This window comes from Clostridioides sp. LIBA-6822 (assembly GCF_056688955.1).
Window position 1 is genome coordinate 425,689 of the sequence record NZ_CP196995.1, and the last position, 24,348, is coordinate 450,036.

Below are 24,348 nucleotides of genomic sequence, written 5' to 3' on the forward strand. Positions count from 1 at the left end.
TGTACCTCCAAATTATTTATTTTAAAACATTCTTCCAGCAAGTAAGGTAAGTCTTATAAAGGTAAATATATCTCCATCTTTTAGATTTATAGGGGAATCAAGTTCTTCAATAACATCTTCATTTATAAGCACTTTGTAGATTCCATCTTCAAATGATTGTAATGCAACTTCTATTGCTTTTTCTACAGATTGTTTATTTTCATTATAAATAGAACCAAATCCAACCTTTCCAATATCAGCTTGAGATTCAATTTCTTCATTAGTTAAGAAGTTTATTATTGATTTTTCTGGGATTTTCTCATTATATTCAAGAACATTTTTAGATACAATTTCAGAGATAGCCTCTTTTAGGCAATTGATGTTGTCAGATAAATCAAAAGGGGTAAGTTCTAGCATAGGTTTGCGTTTGCCAACGGCTTTAACTCTAAAATAAATTTGCATAAAATCACCTCGCAAAACATTAATTATATATTTAAAAATTTATCTATTTGTTATATTATATCATTTTGTGAATTATTAATGTGAATTATGAGATTATTTTACAAAAAATAGAAAAAAAGCTATCTTAAAGTCTAAAAAAGCAATAAAAGATAACTTTTAACTATGAGTATATAAAATTATAACTATACATTTATTAAATTTTAATTTTAGAATTACTTTTGATAGCTATCTTTTTTTATTTACGAATTTTGGTCCTAAATATTTTTTGATTTCTTCTTCAGGAGAAAAGTCATCAATAAGTATTTCTTTCCCAGTATCTTCAAATACTACAAGAACTTCACAGTCACCTTGTAAGAAAAATTTTTTAACAGTATCTTCTTTAACTTCTCTAACCTTTATTACATTCTTTTTTTCTTTCTCGAAGTCTTTTGTGTAATAACTTCCCATCATATTGATTATTTTTGTATATCTATTCATAAAATGCCTCCTCATGCGATTAAATTTTAAAAATATGTTATAATAATTGTTTGTATTAACTTAATAATTATAACAAGGAGTATTAATAATGACTAGTATAAAAAATAAAGATATTTTAAATTGTATAGATTATTCCATTAAAAACAAGCTCTTTGATGAACTAAATGATGTATATAAATCCTTACCAATAGGAAATTGTTCTGGATGTGGAAATTGTTGTATGGAATCGGTAGGTATAAATTTAATTGAGTTTTTGAATATATTTTGTTATCTTGAAGATAGAGTTGATTTAAAAGAAAGCTGTACAAGCAAGATATTAGATTACTACTTTGAAGAGTATACGAGAAAGAATCCATGTCCATTTAAAGATAATAAAAACAAATGCTTAATATATGAAGTTAGACCATTAAACTGTAGACTTTTTGGACATTGGAAAAAAGAAGACTATAATAAAAATTTAGCTAATGTTACTAAGAAAAATAACGAATATAAAGTATTGATGAAGAAACAGTATGGATTTGAAATAAATGATAAAGTAGTAAATTATAGAATAGATTATTGTGACAGCTTTATACCAAATAAAGCTTATTTAAATAAATCTGAGAGATTAAGTTTTTCTGATAAACTTATGATATTAGATTCAAAAATTTATTCTAATGGGCTTATAGATATAGATTTTAGAGATAGAGGTATAGTTGAATATTTTATGGAGTCATTACTTTATAGAGACTTATCGTATAATGTAAAAATAAGGATATCTAAAGAGTCCAACATAAGAAGAAGAACTATTGATAGAATAAAAAGGATTATTCTTGTAGATTCTCATACTAGTAAGTAATAAATTAATTGTAGCATAAATATTGTCAAAATGAGGTGAAGAAGGTGAATCTTACAAAAGTAAAAGGAAATACCTTTTTTATAAAAGGTGGCACAAACACAGGAATATATGTATTTGAAGATAACACAGCACTTATGATAGACCCAGGATTATGTGGTTCAAGGCCTAGGAGAGTAAATAAAGTTTTAGATGAAAATAAAATACATGTTAAATATATTATAAATACTCATGGGCATGATGACCACTATGGAGCATGTAATCAATTTAAAGAGTATTATAAAGATGTGTGCATAATGTCATCTAAATACGATAAATTATATATAGAAAATCCAGAACTATTTTCAAAGTATATTGTCGGGGGAAAGAGCAATATATTTATGGATAATATTTTAAAAAGTAAAATGCTGGATGATATAAAAATAGATAAATATATAGAAGCTGGTAAGCTTGAATTAAACAATGAAATGTTTGAAATAATTGAGTTCCAAGGTCACACACCTGGCAGTATAGCCGTTTTGACAAAAGATAAGGTGATTTTTGTTGGAGATTTATTAATAGGAGATGAAATTCTATCAAAATATGATTTCTTGTTTCTATATGATATACAAGAACAAATAAATTCATTAGAGAAATTAAAGGATATAGATTTTGAGTACTTAGTTTTAGGGCATGGTAAGCAAGTAATATCAAAAGAAGATTCCTATAAATTAATCGAAAAACATTTAAATGCACTACAAAAATATCTATGTCAAATAAGAAAGTTACTTGAAGAGCCAAAATCTTTAGAAATTTTATTAAAAAACATTATAAATAACAATAATTTAAGCAATAATTATAAAGAGTATCATTTTTTTAAATCTTCGTTAGTATCTGTTATAAGTTACTTAGTTGATTTAGAAGAAATAGGATATATATTGGAGAATGGGGAATTGCTTTACTATACAAAAACAAAATAAATTATGATAAAATAAAGAAGGTCATAAAAAACAAATAAAGGGTGAGCAATATGGAATACGAAAAATGGAATGAGATACTAGCACCTTATGAACATGCAGTAGAAGAATTGAAAATAAAATTTAAAAATATAAGAAAAGAATATTTAGCAAAAGGTGAATATTCTCCCATAGAGTTTGTCACAGGTAGAACAAAAAAAATATCTTCCATAATATCTAAATTAAAAAGGATAAATGCAAAAGATATAGAAACTGAAATTGATGATATTGCTGGTATAAGAATAATGTGCCAGTTTGTTGAAGATATATATGCTATAGTTGATTTGATAAAAGTAAGAAATGATATGACTATAATAGGAGAAAAAGATTATATTACAAATTACAAAGATAGTGGTTATAGAAGCTTTCATGTTATAATAAAATACCCTATAAACTCAATTGCGGGTTCAAAGGAAATCATATGTGAAATACAAATAAGAACTCTTGCAATGAATTTCTGGGCTACAATAGAACATTCATTAAAATATAAATATGACCATTACATACCTGAGACTCTTGCCGAAAGACTTAGAAGGGCATCTGATGCTGCGTTTCTTTTAGACCAAGAAATGAGCGAAATAAGAGAGGATATAATGAAAGCTCAGGCTATGTATCAAATGAAGTCTATAGCTATTAGAGACACTCTAAATAGAATACAAGAGTTATACGACTTGGGTGATACACATAAAGCTATGCAGTATCAAAGAAAACTGGATAGAACTGAAACGGATAAAAATATAACCGAAATTTTGGAATTAAAACAAGAAATAGATATATTATTAGAGCAATATAAAAATACCAAGGTAGATGATAAAGTAGTTCAATAAAAAGCTACTTATATAAAATTTGCTAAATATTAATGGGGCTGCCTCTTAATGGAAAATAATTTCTAAAAAGAGACAGCCTATTTAGTGTAATCAAGAAAGGAATGATATTATGAGTTTATATGCTATAGGAGATTTACATTTTTCAACATCAGTCAATAAGCCAATGAATATCTTTGGAAGTAATTGGGATGGTCATGAAAAGAAGATTATAGATAATTGGAAAGAGGTTGTTAAGGAAGAAGATTTAGTTTTAGTATTAGGAGATACATCTTGGGGAATTAATTTATCAGAAGCTAAAAAAGACTTAGATATAATAAGCGAACTTCCAGGACAGAAAATACTTATAAAGGGAAACCATGATTATTGGTGGACAACCGTTACAAGTTTAAATAAATTATATGAAAATATGAGTTTCATTCAGACAAATTTTTATGAATATAAAGACTATGCAATTTGTGGAGGTAGGGGTTGGATATGCCCTAATGATGTTAAATTTGATGAGACTGATGAGAAAGTTTATAAAAGGGAAGAAAATAGACTGAGATTATCATTAGAGTCTGCTCGTAAAAGAGGTCACTCAAAAATAATTGTGATTACTCATTATCCTCCTACAAATGATAAACTAGAAGAATCTCTATTTACAAAGTTATTTGAAGAATATAACGTAGAGAAAGTGATTTATGGTCATTTACATGGTAAAGAATCTTTTAAAATGGGATTAAAGGGAGTTCGAAATGGAGTAGAATATATATTAGCATCCTGTGACTATACAGAATTTAATTTAATAAAAGTTAACGATTAAAAAACATAAATTGGTAAATACTATAAGATACATGATTAAAAATAAATATTTGAGGGATTTCGGTTTTGAGAAAGGAGACACGACTTATGAGGTGGATATTAGTTTTTATATTTTTATATCTTATTCCTTTAGTAGTGATATTCAGAAATTACAAGAATTTTAAGAGGTCTTGTATCTACAGTAGTATTTACGTGGTATTAGCTACAACAATAATGATAAGTAATATTTATATGAGTGGACTTAATAAGATAAAAGAATCTATGTATTATCACAATTATATTTCTGATGAGACATATGATGAAAAGTATGTATCAAACTTTAATGAAAAAGAAAGTGCTGATTTAAAACAGAACAAGGAAAAGAATGAAGAGGTATCAAATAATAAAGATTTAAATAGTAAGCAAGATGAAAATGCACAAAATAAAGAAAGTAATAAAGAAGAAAATAAGGATGTAAAAGAAGATAGTGATTCAGAGAATAATGTTTCAGTAAATGATAAATCAGAAGAACAAGAAAGCGTAACAAAAGAAAATAGTAATCAAACAAGTAAAGAAAAAAATAGTGAAGATATAAAAAAAATAGATATAGAAAGTATAGGAATTTTTAAGAAAGAAATTTATAATATAGAAAGAGTCGCTTTAGTTCCAATGAGAGAATGTATACCTTATACTAAGGATATAGCAAAAAATATAACTAAATTGTCTAGTATAAAAAAAGACGTTACAAATGCTAGAGATAAGTGTAAAGAAGTTGTAAAAGAGTATAAAAATATGCAGATTCCAGAACTTTCTAAGGAAGAGTATACAGAAACATTGAGTAATGCTAGAGATGATGTAAAGAAAGCATATGAACTTAGACAAAAATCTATGGAAAGTGCTTTAAAGTTAATAAATACTAAAAGCCCTAAATATATAGGGAAGATAACTGAGTACCTTGATTTGTCAGATAAGCAGATAGAAAGTTTTAAAAATAGATTAAATGATTTAAAAGAAGAAATAGATGGAGCAGAAATAAATAATATTAATTAATAAGAATTAAGGATATAAGTTAAAAGGGAGATTAAGATGAATAAGCAGAGTATTGGAAAACTAAACATGTTTTTTATGGGGATTACTCAAAGAAACCTTGATAATAGGGATTTTTTTATTGAGTTAGAAGTGATTTTTAAATCTGGAAGAAAAGAATTTAAAGGAATGGCAATAGAAGAAGATAATAAGTATAAATTTAATTTTAAAGGAAAATCAGATTTATATACATTTAATGAATTGCTTAAGAATATTTCTAAAGAAGCAGAAAACTATGATAGCTTAGTATTTAAATATATTGAGAGAGGAACTATTGTTGTAATTGAAGGCGATAATAAGAAGGTAAATGTAAAGTATCTAGACAATATAGAAGAAGTACCTAAAATAGATGAGTTTACAGCATCTCAAATAAAAAACAGAGATTATTATGTAAAAGTAGGACAGGCAAATGCACTTCTAAAAGAAATTGGAGTACTTACAAAAGATGGTAAGATAAAAAATGATAAAATAAGAAAATACAATCAGATAGACCATTTTGTGGAATTGATAGATAGTATTCTAAAGGAAATACAGGATAAAGACTGTATAACAATCCTTGATTGTGCCTGTGGTAAATCTTATCTAAGTTTTGTTTTAAACTTTTATATAAAAGAAGTGTTAAAGAAAAACTGTTATTTTATAGGGATAGATTATTCAGATGTAGTTATAGAAGCATCAAGAAATATGGCTAAAAACTTAGGATATAAAAATATGTCGTTTATAAAGGAGGACCTAACTAATTATACACCAAATAGAGATGTTGACCTTGTGATAAGTTTACATGCTTGTGATACAGCAACAGATATGGCAATAGGTCTAGGGATTAGAGCAAAATCTGAAGCTATAGTAGTAGTACCATGTTGCCATAAGGAGTTATTAGGGCAATATAAATATGAAGCTATGGAACCAATATTAAAACACGGAGTATTTAAAGCTAGATTTGCAGATTTAATAACTGATGGCCTAAGAACCTTGTTATTAGAAGGCAATGGATATGATACTTCTGTAGTAGAATACATATCTCCACTTGACACACCAAAAAATTTAATGATAAGAGCAATAAAAACTAAAACAAATAATGACAAAGCATTAAAAGAATATAGAGAACTGAAAGCACAATTTGGAGTTGAACCAACCTTAGAAAAACTTATATATTAGTTAAAAATGTAAAATTTACAAAAAGCTTGCTTAAATATGCAAGCTTTTTGGTATTATATAGGTATAGTCATATCTAGAGTTTTGATTTATAATTAAAGCTGTGCTATAATATGTGATTAATCAAATCAATAAACGTTACATGGAGGTAAAAATGAACAAATTGAATATATGTATTGATATAGATGGAACAATAACAAGCCCATATCATTTTCTTCCATACCTAAATGATATTTTTAATAAAAACATAACTGAAGCAGAGTGTATAACACATAATTGGGAAGAATTATATGGTTCAGGAATAAGAGATGTATATGCAGAATTTAATAATAAGTATATACATTCCTATGATGAAGCAAAGATTGTGGAGGGTGCTACTGAGGTAATTGGCACATTATCTAAAGGACATAATTTATCTTTTGTAACAGCTAGGCATGAGTGTTTAACTGATGTAACTAAAAACTGGCTATCGAGACAAGGATTTTCAGATATAGATGTTTACTTATTAGGAAGTGATTATAAAGTTGAAAAGGCAAGAGAACTGAGCTGTGATATATTTATAGAAGATAATCCTTTAAATTCAGTACAATTAGCTGATGATGGTGTTAAAGTAATACTTCTAGATACTAACTATAATAAAGCTGTTAGACATCAAAATATAATTAGAGTTAATAATTGGATAGATATTGAAAAGATTATAAAACAAAGTATTTAAAAGATTTGTAAATCGAAAGGGGGAGCATATGATAGATTTAAAACTTGAAAATAGAAAAGGAAAGATTCATGTAAAGAGCAGTGAAGTAAAAGATATTTTAGAATTACGTCCAGACTTTGAATATGTGCAAGATATATCAAATACTATAAATCAAGAAAACATATTGGTGTTTGATTGTCAGTTGACAGGAAATTCTTTTGATATGGATGATTTAGATATAGAAGAAATATTGGAAGAATTGGGTGAAGAAATAGATGAGTCTTATTTCAATGTTTTATTTGAAGATGTAAGAGCTTATTTAAAAGATGCTACGGATGAGATAGAAGCAGACTTGCAAGAAAATTACTTATTTGATAATTTGAGATGTTATTTTGATATATACAACATAAATCAAGAATTTACCGATTTTAAGTTTGTATTTTTAGTTTCTTTTAAAGATATAAAAATTTCTTCATTAGCAAACCTAGCTAAGATTGTTTCTAAAAGACAGCTTATAGGTGCATCTAAATTTTATAGTTAAAATAGAATCTTATTGTATTAAAAAAACTAGTGGCCTTGTAAAAGTATTAGGCTACTAGTTTTTTATTTGTACATTTTCACAAAATTTCAGAAAACTATTTACATTCTTATAAAAGTAATGTATATTAAACGTAATGTTCGATATATTGGATAAAAGTTGAATTATTAAATCTATTAAATGGTTAAAATAATTTATTTTTATCTGAGTATATTAGGGGGAAAATTTATGCAAAATTTAAATGAAATAATTTCTGAGAATTTAAAAAAAATAAGGAAAGAAAAACATCTTAGTTTAGATAAGATTGCTCAACTTAGTGGAGTGAGCAAGAGTATGTTGTCTCAAATAGAAAAATGTGAGGTAAATCCTACTATATCTACTTTAAAGAAAATAACTAATGGACTAAAAATCTCATTTACATCATTGATGGAGAGACAGGAAAGTGATATAGAATTGGTTCAAAAAAGTGATGTAGACCATTTTATTGAAGATAATGGAAAATATATAAGCTATCCAATATTTCCTTTTGATTCCAAAAGAAGATTTGAGATATTTATGATTGAAATAGAAGAGGGTGGAAGTTTAGATTCAAATGCTGAACTTCCAGGGACACAAGAATTTATAACTGTTTTTAGTGGTGAGATAACTATTAAAATAAATGGAGAAGATTATGTTGTGTGTAGTGGAAATTCTATAAGGTTTAAAGCAGATGTATCACATATATATAGAAATTCAGGTAAGGGGATAGCTAAAATGAGTATGGTAGTATATTATGTGTAAACACCATTATAAATAGAATCAAAATAGTATATTACAAGAGGGTATCTTACTGTATAAATAATATAGTGAAGTAATGTATTTAGAGTGATAAAAAGTAAAGGTATATAATGAAAATATATTTAAATAAGGAGCGTGATTCATATATGAATAATAAAAAAGCTGTTTTCTTCTTTTGTAATGATTTAAATAAAGACCCAGTAGCTAGCAATGTTTTTAATTGTTGTAGGGAAATAATGGATTTAAAACAAACTAATATTATTGTTGATGATAACTTTGTATTGGAATTTACTGATAAAAATAACAATTTATTTCAGTTTGTAAATACAAAAGATGTAATAAGCCATGACTATAAATATTATCTGACAATTTTAAATAAGCATTTTAAAAATTTTGATTTCGCAGGAGTTGTAAATTGGCATGAAGGAGAAAATGCTCCAGAGCATATTTTAACAGCTCATACAATTGGAGATGTACCAACAGGAGAGTTTGGAAACTCAAATCCAAAATATTTTAAAAATCTAATTAATGCAATTGAAGATATAAAAAATGAAAACTCACTTGATGAATTTACTACATTAACAGAGGCAACTCATTGGTCTGGAACAACATATGGAGAAGTGTCTAAATTAATTACAGAATATTCTGTACCTATGTTAGACATTGAGATAGGAAGTAGTAGTGACAGTTTTAATAATAAGATAGCAATACAAGTATTAGCAAAAGCACTGGTTAGAGTATTTGATAATGATGAACCTTTAAAAACTCTATTGTGTGTTGGAGGAGTACATTTTGAAAAATCTTTTGCAGATGTTATAAAAAATAAAGAATACAACATATCAATTGGACATGTACTTCCAAATCAGTGGATTGTAAGTGGAATGTATGATGATGAATCTGGATTTGAGAAATTAGAGAAGTGTGTAAATAGTATTGAAGGTGGAATTGATGGGATAGTTTTTCATGATAAATTAAAAGGTACTTATAAAGAGCAATGCCGTAAACTAGGTGAAAAACTTAATATACCTGTATTTAAACATAAAATATTAAAAAATCCAAAAGATTTACCTATATGGTAGTTATACAATCAATATAATAAGAAGTCAGATTAATTTTTAAGTGAGGTCAAAAATGATATTATCTTATTTTGCATTATTAATTAGAGTAGTTCTATTAGCTTTTGAGAGAGTAGTTGTAAGGTTATTAGGTGATGAAGAAGGTGATATTTATAAAAATATAGCTTCATCATTTCTATTTTTCTTTATTGGGGGAGTATGTTTATTGCCATTTAGTATAATGGATAGAGTTAGTGATTGGTCATTTTTAATACCATGTTATATAAGTAGCTTAGTTTATTCAATTGGCTCAGTAGCATATGTGACATCTTTAGCAACTGGTGAAGTTTCACTTGTGACTCCAATAAACAGTCTAAATTCATTGTTTCTATTACTTTTATCAGTTATATTTTTAGGTGAAGGTTTAAGTTTAGCAAAAGTTGCAGGAATCATAGTTATGATTGGTGGAGTGTTCATATTAAAAAAAGTAAGCTCTTTTTTAAAAAATGTATCTATAATTTTTAACAACTTGCCATGTAGATTAATGTTTTTGTACATATTTTTACAATCAGTAGGGAGAGTGTTGGATAAGGCTTTTTTTGTGCAAGTATCTCCTATACTATATTCGACTATACTTTATTTCTTTGTGGGATTAAATCTATTTGTATTCTTAGCATTTAAAAAGAAGCAAAAAGTAATTTATGAGATTTTTAGGAATAAAAAGGGTCTTTCAATTGTAAGTGGTGCTATTAATGGATATTCTTATTTAGCATTATTAATCGCTTTAAATAATCTAGAACTTAGTATAGCTGAACCATTTTCTCAGGTGTCTATGATAATAACTTTGATACTTGCTCATTTTATATTCAAAGAAAATATAAAAGAAAAGATACCAGGTTCAATTTTAATACTAATTGGCGGATGGCTACTGTTGCTTTAATCATTATATTAAGTAATATAAAAAGAAGTAATCAAGAAGTATGATAATTAAAAGCAGTTTGATAAATAGCCAATACATAGTTAATAAATAGGGAATACAAACATATTTATTTAGATAAATTCGTTTATATTCCCTATTTTGATTATATTGATTTTTATATCTTATAATATGAATCTTACAATCATTAGTTCTTATGTCTAACTCTTAGTGGGATATCAAGTTCTTTTGCTAATTGCTTAGATTCTTCTATTTCTTCTGGAGATATTTCATCTACTACGGAAAAAGCTACATCTTTTATATGTTTTTTGCAATCTCTAGCAAAATCTAACATATAATCAAATGATTTTTCTCCAAACTTTGGTTGTGTAACCCTGTTATAAGCTTCTTTATTTGGAGCATTAAGACTTATTGATACTGCATCTATAACATCTTTTAATAGAATAGCTGTTTTTTTATTGTGTATTAAATCACTTAGACCATTTGTATTTATTCTTGTCTTTATGTTGCTTTTTTCTTTTATAAACTTAGCAACTTCTATTAATTCATTTATTCTCATTAATGGTTCGCCATATCCACAAAATACAATTTCATCGTAATCGTCTAAATTGTATTTGTTGAAAGCTTCTTTTACCTCGTCTATACTTGGTTCATGTTCCAACCATAGACTACCACTATTTGCTACTTCATCTTTTTCATTTCTTATGCAAAAAACACAACTACATGGACATGTATTAGTTATATTTACATAGATACTATTTTCAATTGTATATAAGATATTCATAATTTTCCCTCCATAAATTTAAATTCTTAATTAAAATAACGTCTTTTAAAATCAAGTTTATCGAGTGCTATACCTAAAATTATAAAGACAATAAAACTTCCTATTGGCTGTAATAAACCAAGTAAGCTCATTACAAATGCACTTGTAAAACTTCCAATGATTACTCCTTCAGCAAACATGTATAAGACTAACCCCACTATACCTGCTACAATAGAAGCAACTATATTTCTTTTATTTATTATCTTGTCGCTTTTAGAAGTGAAAAATAATACAAGTATTGGCTTTATGATTATAGTTGGTATTACCCAAATAGCAGCACCTGTAGATAAATCAGCTAGACCAGCACCTATTGCAGAGGCTGCTATAGCATAGTTTGTTGGTAAAATAGTTGCAGCTAGATAAATAAAAGCATCTCCTATATGAACATATCCATTATTTCCACCGACTGGGATATGTAGTATATACGCTATTGTCAAACATATTATGGATGCAAATAACGCAGAAGTAACAATATAGGTCGTTTTTTTAGAAGTAACTTTATTCATTTTTTCCAATATACTCCCTCCCTAGAAATCCAGAACTAACATAATTGTAATGTTTTCTTATACATATATTAATATTAATCATACAATTTTCATAGTTTGTTTGGCGTTTTTTTTGCAAAACACAGATTGTACCCATTCAAATGTATATAAATAGAAAAATATAATAGAGTAATAGTCAAAATAGGATAAGTATAAACATAATATGGAATGTATTAGAGGTAATGAAATGATATAAAAAATAATATAAGAGAGTCCATTGAGTGGACTCTCTTATATTTGGGAAATTAAAGGCTATTTTGTTAGATAATAGCTAATTAATAAAAAAATATATTTATAAAATACTAATTTACTCTATTAGTAGCAGTTCCTGTTTCTATAACTTCTACAGCACTACTTAAACTAGAATAAACTATATTTTCTATCGCTGTACTAGTGAAGAAGCCAAGGTGATGAGTGAATATAACTTGTTCCATAGAAAGAAGTTTGTTTATTTCTGGGTCAGTTAATTCACCTGGATTCATCTTTTTATTTAAGAATAATCCTTCTGTTTCAAATGTATCAAGGGCAGCAGCTCTGATTTTTCCTGATTCTAGTGCTTCTATTAAGTCCCCTGTCTTAATTAAACCACCACGTCCAGTATTTACTATATAAGCTCCATCCTTCATTATAGCTAGAGTATCTTTGTTTATCATATGTTTTGTTCCTTCAAGTAAAGGAGTATGTAATGTTATAAGGTCAGCTTCTTTTAAAAGGTCTTCTAAAGTATCTTTGTAAGTTAATATATCATTTAAATCATTATTTGGATATTGGTCAAATGCAATTACGTTAGCCCCTAAGCCTTTGAATAATCTTGCAGAAGTAGCACCTATTTTTCCAGTACCTATAACACCTACTGTAATAGATCTAACTTCTGTTCCAAGAAGTTCAGCTATCCAACGATAGTCACCTTCACAGACTTTTTTCTTTACTAAAGGAGTTTTTCTTAAAAGGTTCATAGCTTGAGTAACAGCTAATTCAGCTATTGCATTAGGTGAATAAGAAGGAACATTAGTAACAATAAGCCCATTTTCATTAACTAAACCAAAATGTATCATATCCATTCCTGCAGTTCTTGAAGCTATAACTTTAACTCCAGCATCTTTTAAAGTCTCATAAATATAAGGGTTATCTATATAGTTAGTTTGTTGTATAGATATACCATCATATCCTTTAGCTTTAACCACGTTTTCTTCAGTCATGTTTTCAGGATAAATATCCACTTGAACATCCTTATGCTCTTCAGACCATTGTTTTATTACTGGTTCTTCATAATCGCGTGCTCCAAATACTAGTATTTTCATATCAATACCCTCCTGTAATTATTAAATTATATGGTAATCTTTCATTTAGAAATAATATGTAACATATAAGGCTATGTTTTTTATACAAAATTTTTAAGGTTAAAAATTTAGTTTTGAAATTGTTTTCCCTGTCATATTTCGATATTTAGTTATTTTTTATTTAATGTAATAATTGCTTTAAAAATTTATCAAAGAAATTGTTATTTTTTAGATTAAATATTATTAAAAATTTATCTAAGTTTGAAATTAGTTAACTAACTTGCTGATTAATTACAATGATAACATGTGTTTTTGAGTTTAGCAATGAAAACTTTTTTTGAAATGTCAAGCTTTTTCACAAAAAAATATATAAAAAAAACTTTTATATGCATAGAAAGAATAGCAAAATGCAATGGAGAGTTGCATAATGCCACGATTTGGAAAAAATAATTTAATTGCATATTGTTAAAAAACATTCAAATCAAGCGATATTTTGCTTAAATATAAAGTTGGCACGATAAATGCTTAACAATATAGGTGTAAGACAATAAAACAATAAAAAATAATTTTAATAATTTTTAAGTTATTTTAGATAAGATTAGGAACTTTGACATCAAATAGTTAATATCAGAAAAAAGTATTTAAAGTATTTTATGAGTGAGTTAATCGAAATTTTATAATTGATACTATTAAGGAGGAAAACGTTATGCTTTTAGAAGGAGTTAAAGTAGTAGAACTTTCAAGTTTCATCGCAGCACCATGTTGTGCAAAAATGTTAGGTGACTGGGGTGCAGAGGTTATTAAGATTGAACCTATAGAAGGTGATGGAATAAGAGTTATGGGTGGAACATTTAAATCTCCAGCATCAGATGATGAAAACCCTATGTTTGAATTAGAAAATGGAAATAAAAAGGGTGTAAGTATTAATGTAAAATCAAAAGAAGGAGTAGAAATACTACATAAATTATTATCAGAAGCAGATATATTTGTAACTAATGTTAGAGTTCAAGCATTAGAAAAAATGGGAATAGCTTATGACCAAATAAAAGATAAATATCCAGGATTAATATTCTCTCAAATATTAGGATATGGTGAAAAAGGACCTTTAAAAGATAAACCAGGATTTGACTACACTGCATACTTCGCAAGAGGAGGAGTTAGCCAATCTGTTATGGAAAAAGGAACATCTCCAGCAAATACAGCAGCAGGATTTGGTGACCATTATGCAGGTCTAGCATTAGCAGCAGGAAGTTTAGCAGCATTACATAAAAAAGGTCAAACTGGTAAAGGTGAAAGAGTAACAGTAAGTCTTTTCCATACTGCTATATATGGAATGGGAACAATGATAACAACAGCACAATACGGAAATGAAATGCCTTTATCAAGAGAAAATCCAAACAGTCCATTAATGACTACATATAAATGTAAAGATGGAAGATGGATTCAATTAGCTTTAATACAATACAATAAGTGGTTAGGTAAATTCTGTAAGGTTATAAATAGAGAATATATATTAGAAGATGATAGATACAATAACATAGATTCAATGGTTAATCATGTTGAAGGTTTAGTTAAGATAGTTGGAGAAGCTATGTTAGAAAAAACATTAGACGAGTGGTCAGCTTTATTAGAAGAAGCAGACTTACCATTTGAAAAAATCCAAAGCTGTGAAGATTTATTAGACGACGAACAAGCTTGGGCAAATGACTTCTTATTTAAGAAAGAATATGATAGCGGAAATACAGGTGTCTTAGTTAATACTCCAGTTATGTTTAGAAATGAAGGAATTAAAGATTATACACCAGCACCAAAAGTAGGTCAACATACTGTAGAAGTATTAAAATCTTTAGGCTATGATGAAGAAAAAATAAACAGCTTCAAAGATAGTAAAGTTGTAAGATACTAATTAGTAATTCTAGATTTAATAAAAGGAGAATGCTAAAGATGTACACAATGGGATTAGATATAGGTTCAACTGCATCAAAGGGAGTAATTTTAAAAGATGGAGAAGATATTGTAGCTTATGAGACAATATCTTCTGGTACTGGGACTACTGGACCATCAAGAGTTTTAGAAAAATTATATGGCAAGACTGGTCTTGCAAGAGAAGATATTGAAAAAGTGGTAGTTACAGGATATGGAAGAATGAATTATTCAGATGCTGATAAGCAAATAAGTGAATTAAGCTGTCATGCCAGGGGAGTAAACTTCATAATTCCAGAGACAAGAACCATTATTGACATAGGTGGTCAAGATGCAAAGGTATTAAAGTTAGATAATAATGGAAGACTACTAAACTTTCTTATGAATGACAAGTGTGCTGCAGGTACAGGAAGATTTTTAGATGTAATGGCAAAGATAATAGAGGTTGATGTATCTGAACTCGGAAGTATATCTATGAATTCTCAAAATGAAGTATCAATAAGCAGTACATGTACAGTATTTGCAGAGTCTGAGGTTATATCACATTTATCTGAAAATGCAAAAATTGAAGATATAGTGGCAGGTATTCATACTTCAGTAGCAAAGAGAGTTTCTAGCCTAGTAAAAAGAATAGGAGTACAAAGAAATGTAGTTATGGTTGGTGGAGTTGCTAGAAATAGTGGCATCGTAAGAGCCATGGCAAGAGAAATCAACACAGAAATTATTGTACCTGATATACCTCAATTAACGGGTGCTTTAGGAGCAGCGTTATACGCTTTTGATGAAGCAAAAACATCACAAAAAGAAGTGAAAAATATATAAAAAGAGGGATGAAAATGTCTGAAAAAAAAGAAGCTAGAGTAGTAATAAATGATTTATTAGCTGAACAATATGCAAATGCATTTAAAGCTAAAGAAGAAGGAAGACCTGTAGGTTGGTCAACATCAGTATTTCCTCAAGAATTAGCAGAAGTATTTGACTTAAACGTATTATATCCAGAAAATCAAGCAGCTGGGGTAGCGGCTAAAAAAGGTTCTTTAGAGTTATGTGAAATGGCTGAATCTAAAGGATATTCTATCGACCTATGTGCATATGCAAGAACAAATTTTGGTCTTTTAGAAAATGGAGGCTGTGAAGCTTTAGATATGCCAGCTCCAGATTTCCTACTTTGCTGTAACAATATATGTAACCAAGTTATAAAATGGTATGAAAATATTTCAAGAGAATTAGATATACCTCTAATAATGATTGATACAACTTTCAATAATGAAGATGAAGTTACTCAATCAAGAATTGACTATATAAAAGCTCAATTTGAAGAAGCTATAAAGCAATTAGAAATTATATCAGGGAAGAAATTTGACCCTAAGAAGTTTGAAGAAGTAATGAAAATATCAGCTGAAAACGGAAGACTATGGAAATACTCTATGAGTTTACCAGCAGATTCTTCACCTTCACCAATGAATGGATTTGACTTATTTACTTACATGGCTGTAATAGTTTGTGCTAGAGGTAAAAAAGAAACTACAGAAGCATTTAAATTACTTATAGAAGAATTAGAGGACAACATGAAAACTGGTAAATCTTCTTTCAGAGGAGAAGAAAAATACAGAATAATGATGGAAGGTATACCTTGTTGGCCATATATAGGATACAAAATGAAAACATTAGCTAAATTTGGAGTTAACATGACAGGTAGTGTTTACCCACATGCTTGGGCATTACAATATGAAGTTAATGATTTAGATGGAATGGCAGTAGCATACAGTACTATGTTTAACAACGTAAACTTAGACCGTATGACAAAATATAGAGTTGATTCTTTAGTAGATGGTAAATGTGATGGAGCATTCTATCATATGAACAGAAGCTGTAAACTTATGAGTTTAATACAATATGAAATGCAAAGAAGAGCAGCTGAAGAAACTGGATTACCATATGCTGGATTTGATGGTGATCAAGCAGACCCTAGAGCTTTTACTAATGCTCAGTTTGAAACAAGAATTCAAGGTTTAGTTGAAGTAATGGAAGAAAGAAAAAAACTTAATAGAGGTGAGATATAATGGAAGCTATTTTATCTAAAATGAAAGAAGTAGTTGAAAATCCAAATGCGGCTGTAAAAAGATATAAAAGTGAAACTGGTAAAAAAGCTATAGGTTGTTTCCCAGTTTACTGCCCAGAAGAGATTATACATGCAGCTGGAATGCTTCCAGTTGGTATATGGGGAGGACAAACAGAATTAGATTTAGCTAAACAATATTTCCCTGCATTTGCATGTTCAATAATGCAATCATGTTTAGAATATGGATTAAAAGGTGCTTATGATGAATTATCTGGAGTTATTATACCAGGTATGTGTGATACACTAATTTGTCTAGGACAAAACTGGAAATCAGCAGTACCTCATATAAAATATATATCATTAGTACACCCACAAAATAGAAAACTTGAAGCTGGTGTAAAATACCTAATCAGTGAGTACAAAGGTGTGAAAAGAGAGCTTGAAGAAATATGTGGTTATGAAATAGAAGAAGCAAAAATTCATGAAAGTATAGAAGTTTACAATGAACATAGAAAAACTATGAGAGACTTTGTTGAAGTAGCTTATAAACATTCTAATACTATAAAACCATCAGTAAGAAGCTTAGTAATCAAAAGTGGATTCTTTATGAGAAAAGAAGAGCACACTGAATTAGTAAAAGAATTAATAGCAAAATTAAATGCTATGCCAGAAGAAGTCTGTTCTGGAAAGAAAGTTTTATTAACAGGTATAGTAGCTGATTCTAAAGATATATTAGATATTTTAGAAGACAACAATATATCAGTTGTAGCAGATGATTTAGCTCAGGAAACAAGACAATTCAGAACAGATGTACCAGCAGGTGATGATGCGTTAGAAAGATTAGCAAGACAATGGTCAAATATAGAAGGATGTTCATTAGCTTATGACCCTAAGAAAAAACGTGGGTCACTTATAGTAGATGAAGTTAAAAAGAAAGATATAGATGGTGTTATCTTCTGTATGATGAAATTCTGTGACCCAGAAGAATACGATTATCCTTTAGTTAGAAAAGATATAGAAGATAGTGGAATACCTACTTTATATGTTGAAATTGACCAACAAACTCAGAATAATGAACAAGCCAGAACTCGTATTCAAACTTTTGCTGAGATGATGAGTTTAGCGTAAGTTCATTAAAATAAATTTACTATAAAATGTGAAAATTGGAGGAAGCTATGTTATATAACAAAGAACAAGAACTTTTAAGAAAAGCAGTAAGAGATTTTGTTAGTAAAGAATTAGACACTTTGCCAGCAGAAATGGATAAAACAGGTGTAATGCCTAAGGAATTAATCAAAAAATTAGCTGAAACAAAATTTATAAGCAGTAATATTCCAGAAGAGTATGGTGGTGGGGGAGCAGGATATGTTTCTTATGCTATCATAATGGAAGAAATAGCTAGAAGATGTGCATCAACAGCTACTTTCGTTACAGCAGGTTCTTCTCTTGCTACATTACCAATACTTTACAATGGTACTGAAGAGCAAAAACAAAAATACTTAAAAGGTTTAGCAACAGGTGAATTAATAGGAGCATTTGGTTTAACTGAGCCAGGAGCTGGTTCTGATGCTGGTGGGCAACAAACAACAGCAGAATTAGTTGGAGACCACTATATATTAAATGGTAGAAAAACTTTCATAACTAATGGACCATTCTGCGACATAGCTATAGTAATAGCAGTTACAGATAGAAGTAAAGGTCTTAGAGGTACATCAGCATTTATAGTAGAAAGTAAATGGGATGGTTTCTCAACAGGAGCTCATGAAGATAAAATGGGTATAAGAGGAACTGAAACTTCTGACTTAATATTTGAAAATGTTAAAGTTCCAAAAGAAAACCTTATAGGAAAAGAAGGTAATGGATTTAAAATAGCAATGGGTACTTTAGAAGTAGGTAGAATAGGTGTTGCTGCCTTAGCTCTAGGAATTGCTCAAGGTGCTTTAGATGAAGCTGTTAAATATACAAAACAAAGAGTTCAATTTGGTAAGCCTATCGCTAAATTCCAAAATACTCAATTTACTATAGCTGATATGGAAACAAAAGTTTGTGCAGCTAGAGGATTAGTTTATGATGCAGCACAAAAGAGAGATGCAGGAATGAGAGTTGCTCAAGAATCTGCAATGGCTAAATACTATGCAGCAGAAGTTGCAAATGAAGTTGCTTATAAAGCATTACAACTTCACGGTGGATATGGATTCATAAAAGATTATGAAATCGAAAGAATGTACAGAGACGCTAGAATCGTATCAATATACGAAGGTACATCAGAAGTTCAAAAAATGGTAATTTCATCAAACGTATTAAAATAATAAATAATCTAATGAAATTGGAGGTATAGACTTTGAAAATATTAGTTTGCGTAAAACAAGTTCCAGATACTAACGAAGTAAGAATAAATAAAGAAACAGGTACTCTTATAAGAGATGGAGTTCCAAGTATATTAAATCCAGATGATGCTAACGCATTAGAGGAAGCTTTAAAAATTAAAGATGAGCATGATGATGTAACTATAACAGTTATAACAATGGGACCTCCTCAAGCTGACTTTATGCTAAGAGAGTGTTTAGCTATGGGTGCTGATGATGCAATATTATTAAGTGATAGAGCATTTGGAGGAGCTGATACTTGGGCTACATCAAATACTATTGCAGCAGGGATAGCTAAAGTAGGAGACTATGACATAATATTTGCAGGAAGACAAGCAATAGATGGAGATACTGCACAAGTTGGACCACAAATTGCAGAAAAATTAGACATTCCTCAAGTTACATATGTACAAGACTTCAAAATAGAAGGAAAAGACATAATAGTTCAAAGACAATTAGAAGATGGATATGAATTAATAAAAGTAAGTACACCTGTACTTTTAACAGCAGTAAAAGAGTTAAATGCACCTAGATACATGTCTGTTGATAAAATAGTAAAAGCATATAAACATGATGTAAAAGTTTGGACAATTGATGATTTAGATGTAAATAAAGAAGAGGTTGGTTTAAAAGCATCACCAACTAAAGTATTTAGATCATTTACTCCTGACCCAAGAGGAAAAGGAGAAATCTTAGAAGGTAAAGCTGATGAAATAGCTAACAAAATAATAATCGGTCTAAAACAAAAGCACATTATATAAGTTGGAGGAGTACAAACTATGAATGATATAAAAGATTTAAGTTCTTATAAAAACGTATGGATATTTGCAGAACAAAGAGAAGGAAAAATAGCTCCAGTAGTTATCGAATTATTAGGAGAAGGAAGAAAATTAGCTACAGAAGTAGATGCTGAGCTTTGTGCAGTATTATTAGGAAAAGATGTTGATGGATTAGCTAAAGAGTTAATCACTTTTGGAGCAGATAAAGTTTATGTTGCAGATGATGCTCTTTTAGAAAAATATACAACTGATGCATATACAAAAGTAATAAAAGATGCAATAGATGAAATAAAACCAGAAATAATGCTTTTCGGAGCAACTCATATAGGTAGAGATTTAGCACCTAGAATAGCTTCAAGAGTTGGAACTGGATTAACAGCTGACTGTACTAAGTTAGAAATAGACCCAGAAGATAAGAAAATAAAACAAACTCGTCCAGCATTTGGTGGAAACATAATGGCTACAATCATATGTCCAAACCATAGACCTCAAATGTCTACAGTTAGACCTGGTGTTATGGATAAAGCTGAACAAGACGAAACAAGAACTGGTGAAGTTATAGCATTAGACTATAAAATAACTCAAGATGATATAAGAACTACTGTTTTAGAAACAGTTAAAACTAAAAAAGATTTAGTATCTCTTACAGATGCAAATGTTATAGTATCAGGTGGTTTAGGATTAGGTGGACCAGAAGGATTTGAAATGCTTAAGAAATTAGCTGACAAATTAGGTGGAGTAGTTGGTTCTTCTCGTGCAGCTGTAGATGCTGGATGGATAGACCATTCTCACCAAGTAGGTCAAACAGGAACTACTGTTAAACCAAACCTATACATAGCTTGTGGTATATCAGGAGCAATACAACATTTAGCAGGTATGCAATCATCAGATTTCATAATTGCTATAAACAAAAACCCAGCAGCTCCAATTTTAGAAATCGCTGATTATGGAGTAGTTGGAGATTTACATGAAATAGTACCAATGCTTATAGATAAATTAGATAGCGTTGATGATTTATTAGAAGCTATAAAAGCTTAATAGACACAAATTATATAAATATTACTGATTGAATAAGTCTTATTAGTTAGTAACATAATTATTAACCCTTTGATAAGTTATTGCTAGTGTGTATTTGTCAGTTATTAAAAAGTCTGTTTGAATAAAATTTTATAATACAAGATAATTTGGATAATCCTTATATGTGTATTGCTTACAAAATGTGAGTTATATTCTATAAGGATTATCTTTGTTTTTTAAAATAAATCTTAAATTTAATTAAATTGTACTAAATAGACAAATAATTACTAAATGTGTGATAAAATACAATTAAAAGCAAAATGAAATTTTTAACAAACTATAATCATTAAAATTATATCTTAGTTACATTTTAATGAAGAAAGCTATTTAAAAAGACAAATATTACAAGGAGTTGGTTGTATGTGCTAATGGTATTTATTGTAAGCAAACAATAAATTTTGTATGTAGTTCAATAAATTACTTAATGAAAGGTGCGAATATTAATGGATAATAACTTAATAGGGCTTATAGAACATGTAGAAAATCCAGCTATTTTATGTAAGGAATCAGGCGAAATAATATATTGTAATCATCTAATAGATAGTATTTTTAGTTTTCTAGATATAAAAAAGCCTAAAAATATAAATGAATTAGATTCTAACTTTGACAAAAAAGAAATTCTGACAGAGAGTAAAAAGAAAATAGCTTTCAGAGAATTAAGAATGACTGCACATATATACAATATGAAAGATAATAATAATGAAAATACTATAGTTTATTTATTTGAGAAATCTGTAATATCGGATAAAGTAGTTGAGGATATAATAGAACATATAGATGAAGTTGTCGTTGTATTTAACAAAGATGGGGTAATTGAAAAGATGAATAATGTTAGTGATGAGATATTACCTTTTAAAAGAACTGAAGTACTTGGTAGAAATATAACAGACCTTGTAAGACAAGGATTAGTAGAAGAACCAATAATATTAAATATGCTCAAAGTGAAGAAAAAGATTTATAGAAATATCGTTTATCCTGATGGAAAACTTATTGCTTATACAGCAGTTCCAAGATGGGACTCTAAAGGAAAACTTACAGGAGGAGTACTTACAGGAAGAGATATTTCAAGGGTCATTAAGCTTGAATCTCAGATAAGATATAGTGATATGTCAGAGGATACAGAGTATATAAGTCAAAGTAAGATTATGGACAACATAAAAAAAGTTGTAAAGAGAGCTGCAGCGTCAGATTCTTCTATATTTATAAATGGAGAATCAGGTGTAGGAAAAGAAATAATAGCAAGAACGATATATAAGTATAGTTCGAGAAGGGAAAAGCCTTTTATTGCAATAAACTGTGGAGCTATACCAAATGAACTATTAGAATCAGAGTTTTTTGGATATGAAGAAGGTTCTTTTACTGGAGCTAAGAAAAAAGGTAAAAAGGGACTTTTTGAAGAGGCAAATGGTGGAACTATCTTTTTGGATGAGATAGGTGAGTTACCAATGCAGATGCAAAAAAAATTACTTAGAGTTATACAAGAAAATACGATTACTAGAATAGGTGGTAGCAAACCTATAAAGATAGATGTTAGGTACATAAGTGCTACTAATATTTCTCATGAAGACCTTAGAAACAACCTTAAATTTAGACAAGATTTGTACTATAGATTGAGTGTTATCCCAGTAAAAATACCACCACTTAGAGAAAGAAAAGAGGATATAGTACCATTAGTAAATTATTTCTTAAAACTTTACAATGAAAAGTATAATAGAGAAGTAGAAGTTTCACCTAAGGTTATTGAATTATTGGAAGAATATTCTTGGCCAGGTAACATAAGAGAATTGAAAAATATCATTGAAAGATTCGTAGTTTTATCAGCTAAAAATATAATTGGAGAAGATGAATTTAATATGCTTATAAACCTAGATATGATTGATAATGAAACAGATGATTTATCACCAATAGTGGTAAATGGAATTATGAATCTTAATGATGCATATAAAATAGTAGACCAAATGATGATAAGTAAAGCTATAAATAAGTATGGTTCAATAACAAAGGCTGCTGAAGTTATAGGTATATATCCTTCTACTATTCATAGAAAGATAAAGAGTGGACACATTCATGTGTAGTTATTAGTTTAGTAAGGTAATTAGAATTGATAAGATATAACTTATTAGGAAAATGTACATAGATTTATGTAAATATATTTTTTATTATTAAATATTGCTGGAAGTTTTGATTCCAGTAATATTTTTTTGTTTTTTGGTAGAAGTACTGTAGATTTTGTACTCATCTGACTTGTTCCAATCTTCTAAAAAAGTAAGAATCTACTAGATTGAATAATACATTTATAATTACACCAATCGTAGTAAGGAGTCTTATTGCTAAAAGTGTTTTTTGTATTAGCACATAAACATTCAATAAACATTTTTATAGTATTCTTAAGAAAATAATAAAAAGGAGATAATAATTATGAAAAAACAATTTATGGTTTTAGGATTAACAGGATTGATTGGTTTAGGTGGATTTGGTTTGCTTACAAATAAATCATTTGCAGATACTTCTAATAAGGTAAAAACAAGTGTGGAAGAAATATCTAAAGGACTTAAAGAAGGTACTATATTTAAGGATACTGTGAAAGAAGATAATAAAAATGGAGATAAAAAAGAAGGTACTGATAAGTATGAAATAACTACTGAAGAGAATGAAGATGCAAATACAGGAAAAGGTACTGGTGAAAATAAAATCACTATAGATAATGAAAAAACATCTGATAAAGCCTCTACTAAATTAAGTTCAGAAGAAATATCTAAAGGACTTGAAGATGGTACTATCATTAAAGATAAAGTAGAAAAATAATATATCTTTGTTTATATAAAAAGATATATGCAACTTAAAAGAGATGGCTTAGAAGTAAATTTAATTACTATAAGTCATCTCTTTTCTTTTA

At 28.6% G+C, this 24,348-nt stretch carries 25 protein-coding genes; 20 read left to right on the plus strand and 5 right to left on the minus strand.

Annotation, left to right across the window (positions count from 1 at the left end):
* Positions 1 to 21 precede the first annotated feature (21 nt).
* Both ACTG48_RS02350 and ACTG48_RS02355 read right to left on the minus strand, forming a co-directional pair.
* Positions 22 to 441, minus strand: coding sequence for a hypothetical protein (locus ACTG48_RS02350; RefSeq protein WP_021382997.1), 420 nt, complete (start codon positions 439 to 441; stop codon positions 22 to 24).
* Between the two features lie 225 nt (positions 442 to 666).
* Positions 667 to 918, minus strand: coding sequence for a hypothetical protein (locus ACTG48_RS02355; RefSeq protein WP_021382967.1), 252 nt, complete (start codon positions 916 to 918; stop codon positions 667 to 669).
* 88 nt (positions 919 to 1,006) lie between these two features.
* On the opposite strand from ACTG48_RS02355, the gene ACTG48_RS02360 reads away from it, so the two are divergent.
* The 11 genes from ACTG48_RS02360 to ACTG48_RS02410 all read left to right on the plus strand — a co-directional run bounded on the left by ACTG48_RS02360 (position 1,007) and on the right by ACTG48_RS02410 (position 10,600).
* Positions 1,007 to 1,756 carry a YkgJ family cysteine cluster protein gene (locus tag ACTG48_RS02360; RefSeq protein WP_021382926.1) on the plus strand — a complete coding sequence of 250 codons (750 nt, stop codon included), beginning with the start codon at positions 1,007 to 1,009 and terminating at the stop codon, positions 1,754 to 1,756.
* A 44-nt stretch (positions 1,757 to 1,800) separates the two neighbouring features.
* Positions 1,801 to 2,712: an MBL fold metallo-hydrolase gene (locus tag ACTG48_RS02365; RefSeq protein WP_479918009.1), complete on the plus strand. Its 912-nt coding sequence runs from the start codon at positions 1,801 to 1,803 to the stop codon at positions 2,710 to 2,712.
* Between the two features lie 50 nt (positions 2,713 to 2,762).
* Complete coding sequence (locus ACTG48_RS02370) at positions 2,763 to 3,575, plus strand: GTP pyrophosphokinase (protein WP_021382941.1); 813 nt, start codon at positions 2,763 to 2,765, stop codon at positions 3,573 to 3,575.
* 109 nt (positions 3,576 to 3,684) lie between these two features.
* Positions 3,685 to 4,377, plus strand: coding sequence for a metallophosphoesterase (locus ACTG48_RS02375; protein ID WP_021382970.1), 693 nt, complete (start codon positions 3,685 to 3,687; stop codon positions 4,375 to 4,377).
* Positions 4,378 to 4,463: 86 nt separating this feature from the next.
* Positions 4,464 to 5,405 carry a hypothetical protein gene (locus tag ACTG48_RS02380; protein WP_479918010.1) on the plus strand — a complete coding sequence of 314 codons (942 nt, stop codon included), beginning with the start codon at positions 4,464 to 4,466 and terminating at the stop codon, positions 5,403 to 5,405.
* 36 nt (positions 5,406 to 5,441) lie between these two features.
* On the plus strand, positions 5,442 to 6,599 hold the full coding sequence (locus ACTG48_RS02385) for a class I SAM-dependent methyltransferase (RefSeq protein WP_479918011.1): 1,158 nt from the start codon (positions 5,442 to 5,444) through the stop codon (positions 6,597 to 6,599).
* A gap of 151 nt (positions 6,600 to 6,750) precedes the next feature.
* A complete protein-coding gene (locus tag ACTG48_RS02390; protein WP_021382987.1) occupies positions 6,751 to 7,311 on the plus strand; it encodes a 5' nucleotidase, NT5C type in 561 nt (186 codons plus the stop codon).
* A 28-nt stretch (positions 7,312 to 7,339) separates the two neighbouring features.
* The gene (locus ACTG48_RS02395) at positions 7,340 to 7,831 is read left to right on the plus strand and encodes a hypothetical protein (protein WP_021382913.1); all 492 of its coding nucleotides are present in this window, start codon (positions 7,340 to 7,342) and stop codon (positions 7,829 to 7,831) included.
* A 225-nt stretch (positions 7,832 to 8,056) separates the two neighbouring features.
* Positions 8,057 to 8,608, plus strand: coding sequence for a helix-turn-helix domain-containing protein (locus ACTG48_RS02400; RefSeq protein ID WP_021383018.1), 552 nt, complete (start codon positions 8,057 to 8,059; stop codon positions 8,606 to 8,608).
* Positions 8,609 to 8,751: 143 nt separating this feature from the next.
* The gene (locus ACTG48_RS02405; protein WP_479918012.1) at positions 8,752 to 9,684 is read left to right on the plus strand and encodes a D-aminoacyl-tRNA deacylase; all 933 of its coding nucleotides are present in this window, start codon (positions 8,752 to 8,754) and stop codon (positions 9,682 to 9,684) included.
* Between the two features lie 52 nt (positions 9,685 to 9,736).
* Complete coding sequence (locus ACTG48_RS02410; protein ID WP_479918013.1) at positions 9,737 to 10,600, plus strand: GRP family sugar transporter; 864 nt, start codon at positions 9,737 to 9,739, stop codon at positions 10,598 to 10,600.
* A 184-nt stretch (positions 10,601 to 10,784) separates the two neighbouring features.
* Here the strand turns inward: ACTG48_RS02410 and ACTG48_RS02415 are convergent, their stop codons facing one another.
* The 3 genes from ACTG48_RS02415 to ACTG48_RS02425 all read right to left on the minus strand — a co-directional run bounded on the left by ACTG48_RS02415 (position 10,785) and on the right by ACTG48_RS02425 (position 13,266).
* On the minus strand, positions 10,785 to 11,381 hold the full coding sequence (locus ACTG48_RS02415) for a TIGR04100 family radical SAM protein (RefSeq protein ID WP_021382917.1): 597 nt from the start codon (positions 11,379 to 11,381) through the stop codon (positions 10,785 to 10,787).
* Positions 11,382 to 11,407: 26 nt separating this feature from the next.
* Entirely contained in the window at positions 11,408 to 11,935 is a 528-nt protein-coding gene (locus ACTG48_RS02420; RefSeq protein ID WP_021382968.1) for a TIGR04002 family protein, read from the minus strand.
* A gap of 332 nt (positions 11,936 to 12,267) precedes the next feature.
* Positions 12,268 to 13,266 carry a D-2-hydroxyacid dehydrogenase gene (locus ACTG48_RS02425; protein WP_021382911.1) on the minus strand — a complete coding sequence of 333 codons (999 nt, stop codon included), beginning with the start codon at positions 13,264 to 13,266 and terminating at the stop codon, positions 12,268 to 12,270.
* Positions 13,267 to 13,951: 685 nt separating this feature from the next.
* On the opposite strand from ACTG48_RS02425, the gene hadA reads away from it, so the two are divergent.
* The 9 genes from hadA (at position 13,952) to ACTG48_RS02470 (ending at position 24,257) form a co-directional block, all read left to right on the plus strand.
* On the plus strand, positions 13,952 to 15,151 hold the full coding sequence (gene hadA / locus ACTG48_RS02430; RefSeq protein ID WP_021382914.1) for an isocaprenoyl-CoA:2-hydroxyisocaproate CoA-transferase HadA: 1,200 nt from the start codon (positions 13,952 to 13,954) through the stop codon (positions 15,149 to 15,151).
* A gap of 38 nt (positions 15,152 to 15,189) precedes the next feature.
* Complete coding sequence (hadI, locus tag ACTG48_RS02435; protein ID WP_021382982.1) at positions 15,190 to 15,990, plus strand: 2-hydroxyisocaproyl-CoA dehydratase activator HadI; 801 nt, start codon at positions 15,190 to 15,192, stop codon at positions 15,988 to 15,990.
* Positions 15,991 to 16,004: 14 nt separating this feature from the next.
* Positions 16,005 to 17,231: a (R)-2-hydroxyisocaproyl-CoA dehydratase subunit alpha gene (gene hadB / locus ACTG48_RS02440; protein WP_021382983.1), complete on the plus strand. Its 1,227-nt coding sequence runs from the start codon at positions 16,005 to 16,007 to the stop codon at positions 17,229 to 17,231.
* Entirely contained in the window at positions 17,231 to 18,358 is a 1,128-nt protein-coding gene (gene hadC, locus ACTG48_RS02445; RefSeq protein WP_479918014.1) for a (R)-2-hydroxyisocaproyl-CoA dehydratase subunit beta, read from the plus strand. The genes hadB and hadC overlap by 1 nt, the downstream gene beginning before the upstream one ends.
* Positions 18,359 to 18,405: 47 nt before the next feature.
* Positions 18,406 to 19,539 carry a putative isocaproyl-CoA dehydrogenase AcdB gene (acdB, locus tag ACTG48_RS02450; protein WP_021382942.1) on the plus strand — a complete coding sequence of 378 codons (1,134 nt, stop codon included), beginning with the start codon at positions 18,406 to 18,408 and terminating at the stop codon, positions 19,537 to 19,539.
* Between the two features lie 32 nt (positions 19,540 to 19,571).
* On the plus strand, positions 19,572 to 20,357 hold the full coding sequence (gene etfB, locus ACTG48_RS02455) for an electron transfer flavoprotein subunit beta (RefSeq protein ID WP_021382957.1): 786 nt from the start codon (positions 19,572 to 19,574) through the stop codon (positions 20,355 to 20,357).
* Positions 20,358 to 20,375: 18 nt separating this feature from the next.
* Positions 20,376 to 21,413, plus strand: a complete 1,038-nt coding sequence (locus ACTG48_RS02460; RefSeq protein WP_021382901.1) for an electron transfer flavoprotein subunit alpha/FixB family protein — start codon at positions 20,376 to 20,378, stop codon at positions 21,411 to 21,413.
* A 482-nt stretch (positions 21,414 to 21,895) separates the two neighbouring features.
* Positions 21,896 to 23,527 (plus strand): sigma-54 interaction domain-containing protein, encoded by a 1,632-nt coding sequence (locus tag ACTG48_RS02465; RefSeq protein ID WP_021383016.1) that lies wholly within the window; start codon positions 21,896 to 21,898, stop codon positions 23,525 to 23,527.
* 343 nt (positions 23,528 to 23,870) lie between these two features.
* Positions 23,871 to 24,257 carry a hypothetical protein gene (locus tag ACTG48_RS02470; RefSeq protein WP_479918015.1) on the plus strand — a complete coding sequence of 129 codons (387 nt, stop codon included), beginning with the start codon at positions 23,871 to 23,873 and terminating at the stop codon, positions 24,255 to 24,257.
* The last annotated feature ends 91 nt before the right edge of the window (positions 24,258 to 24,348 follow it).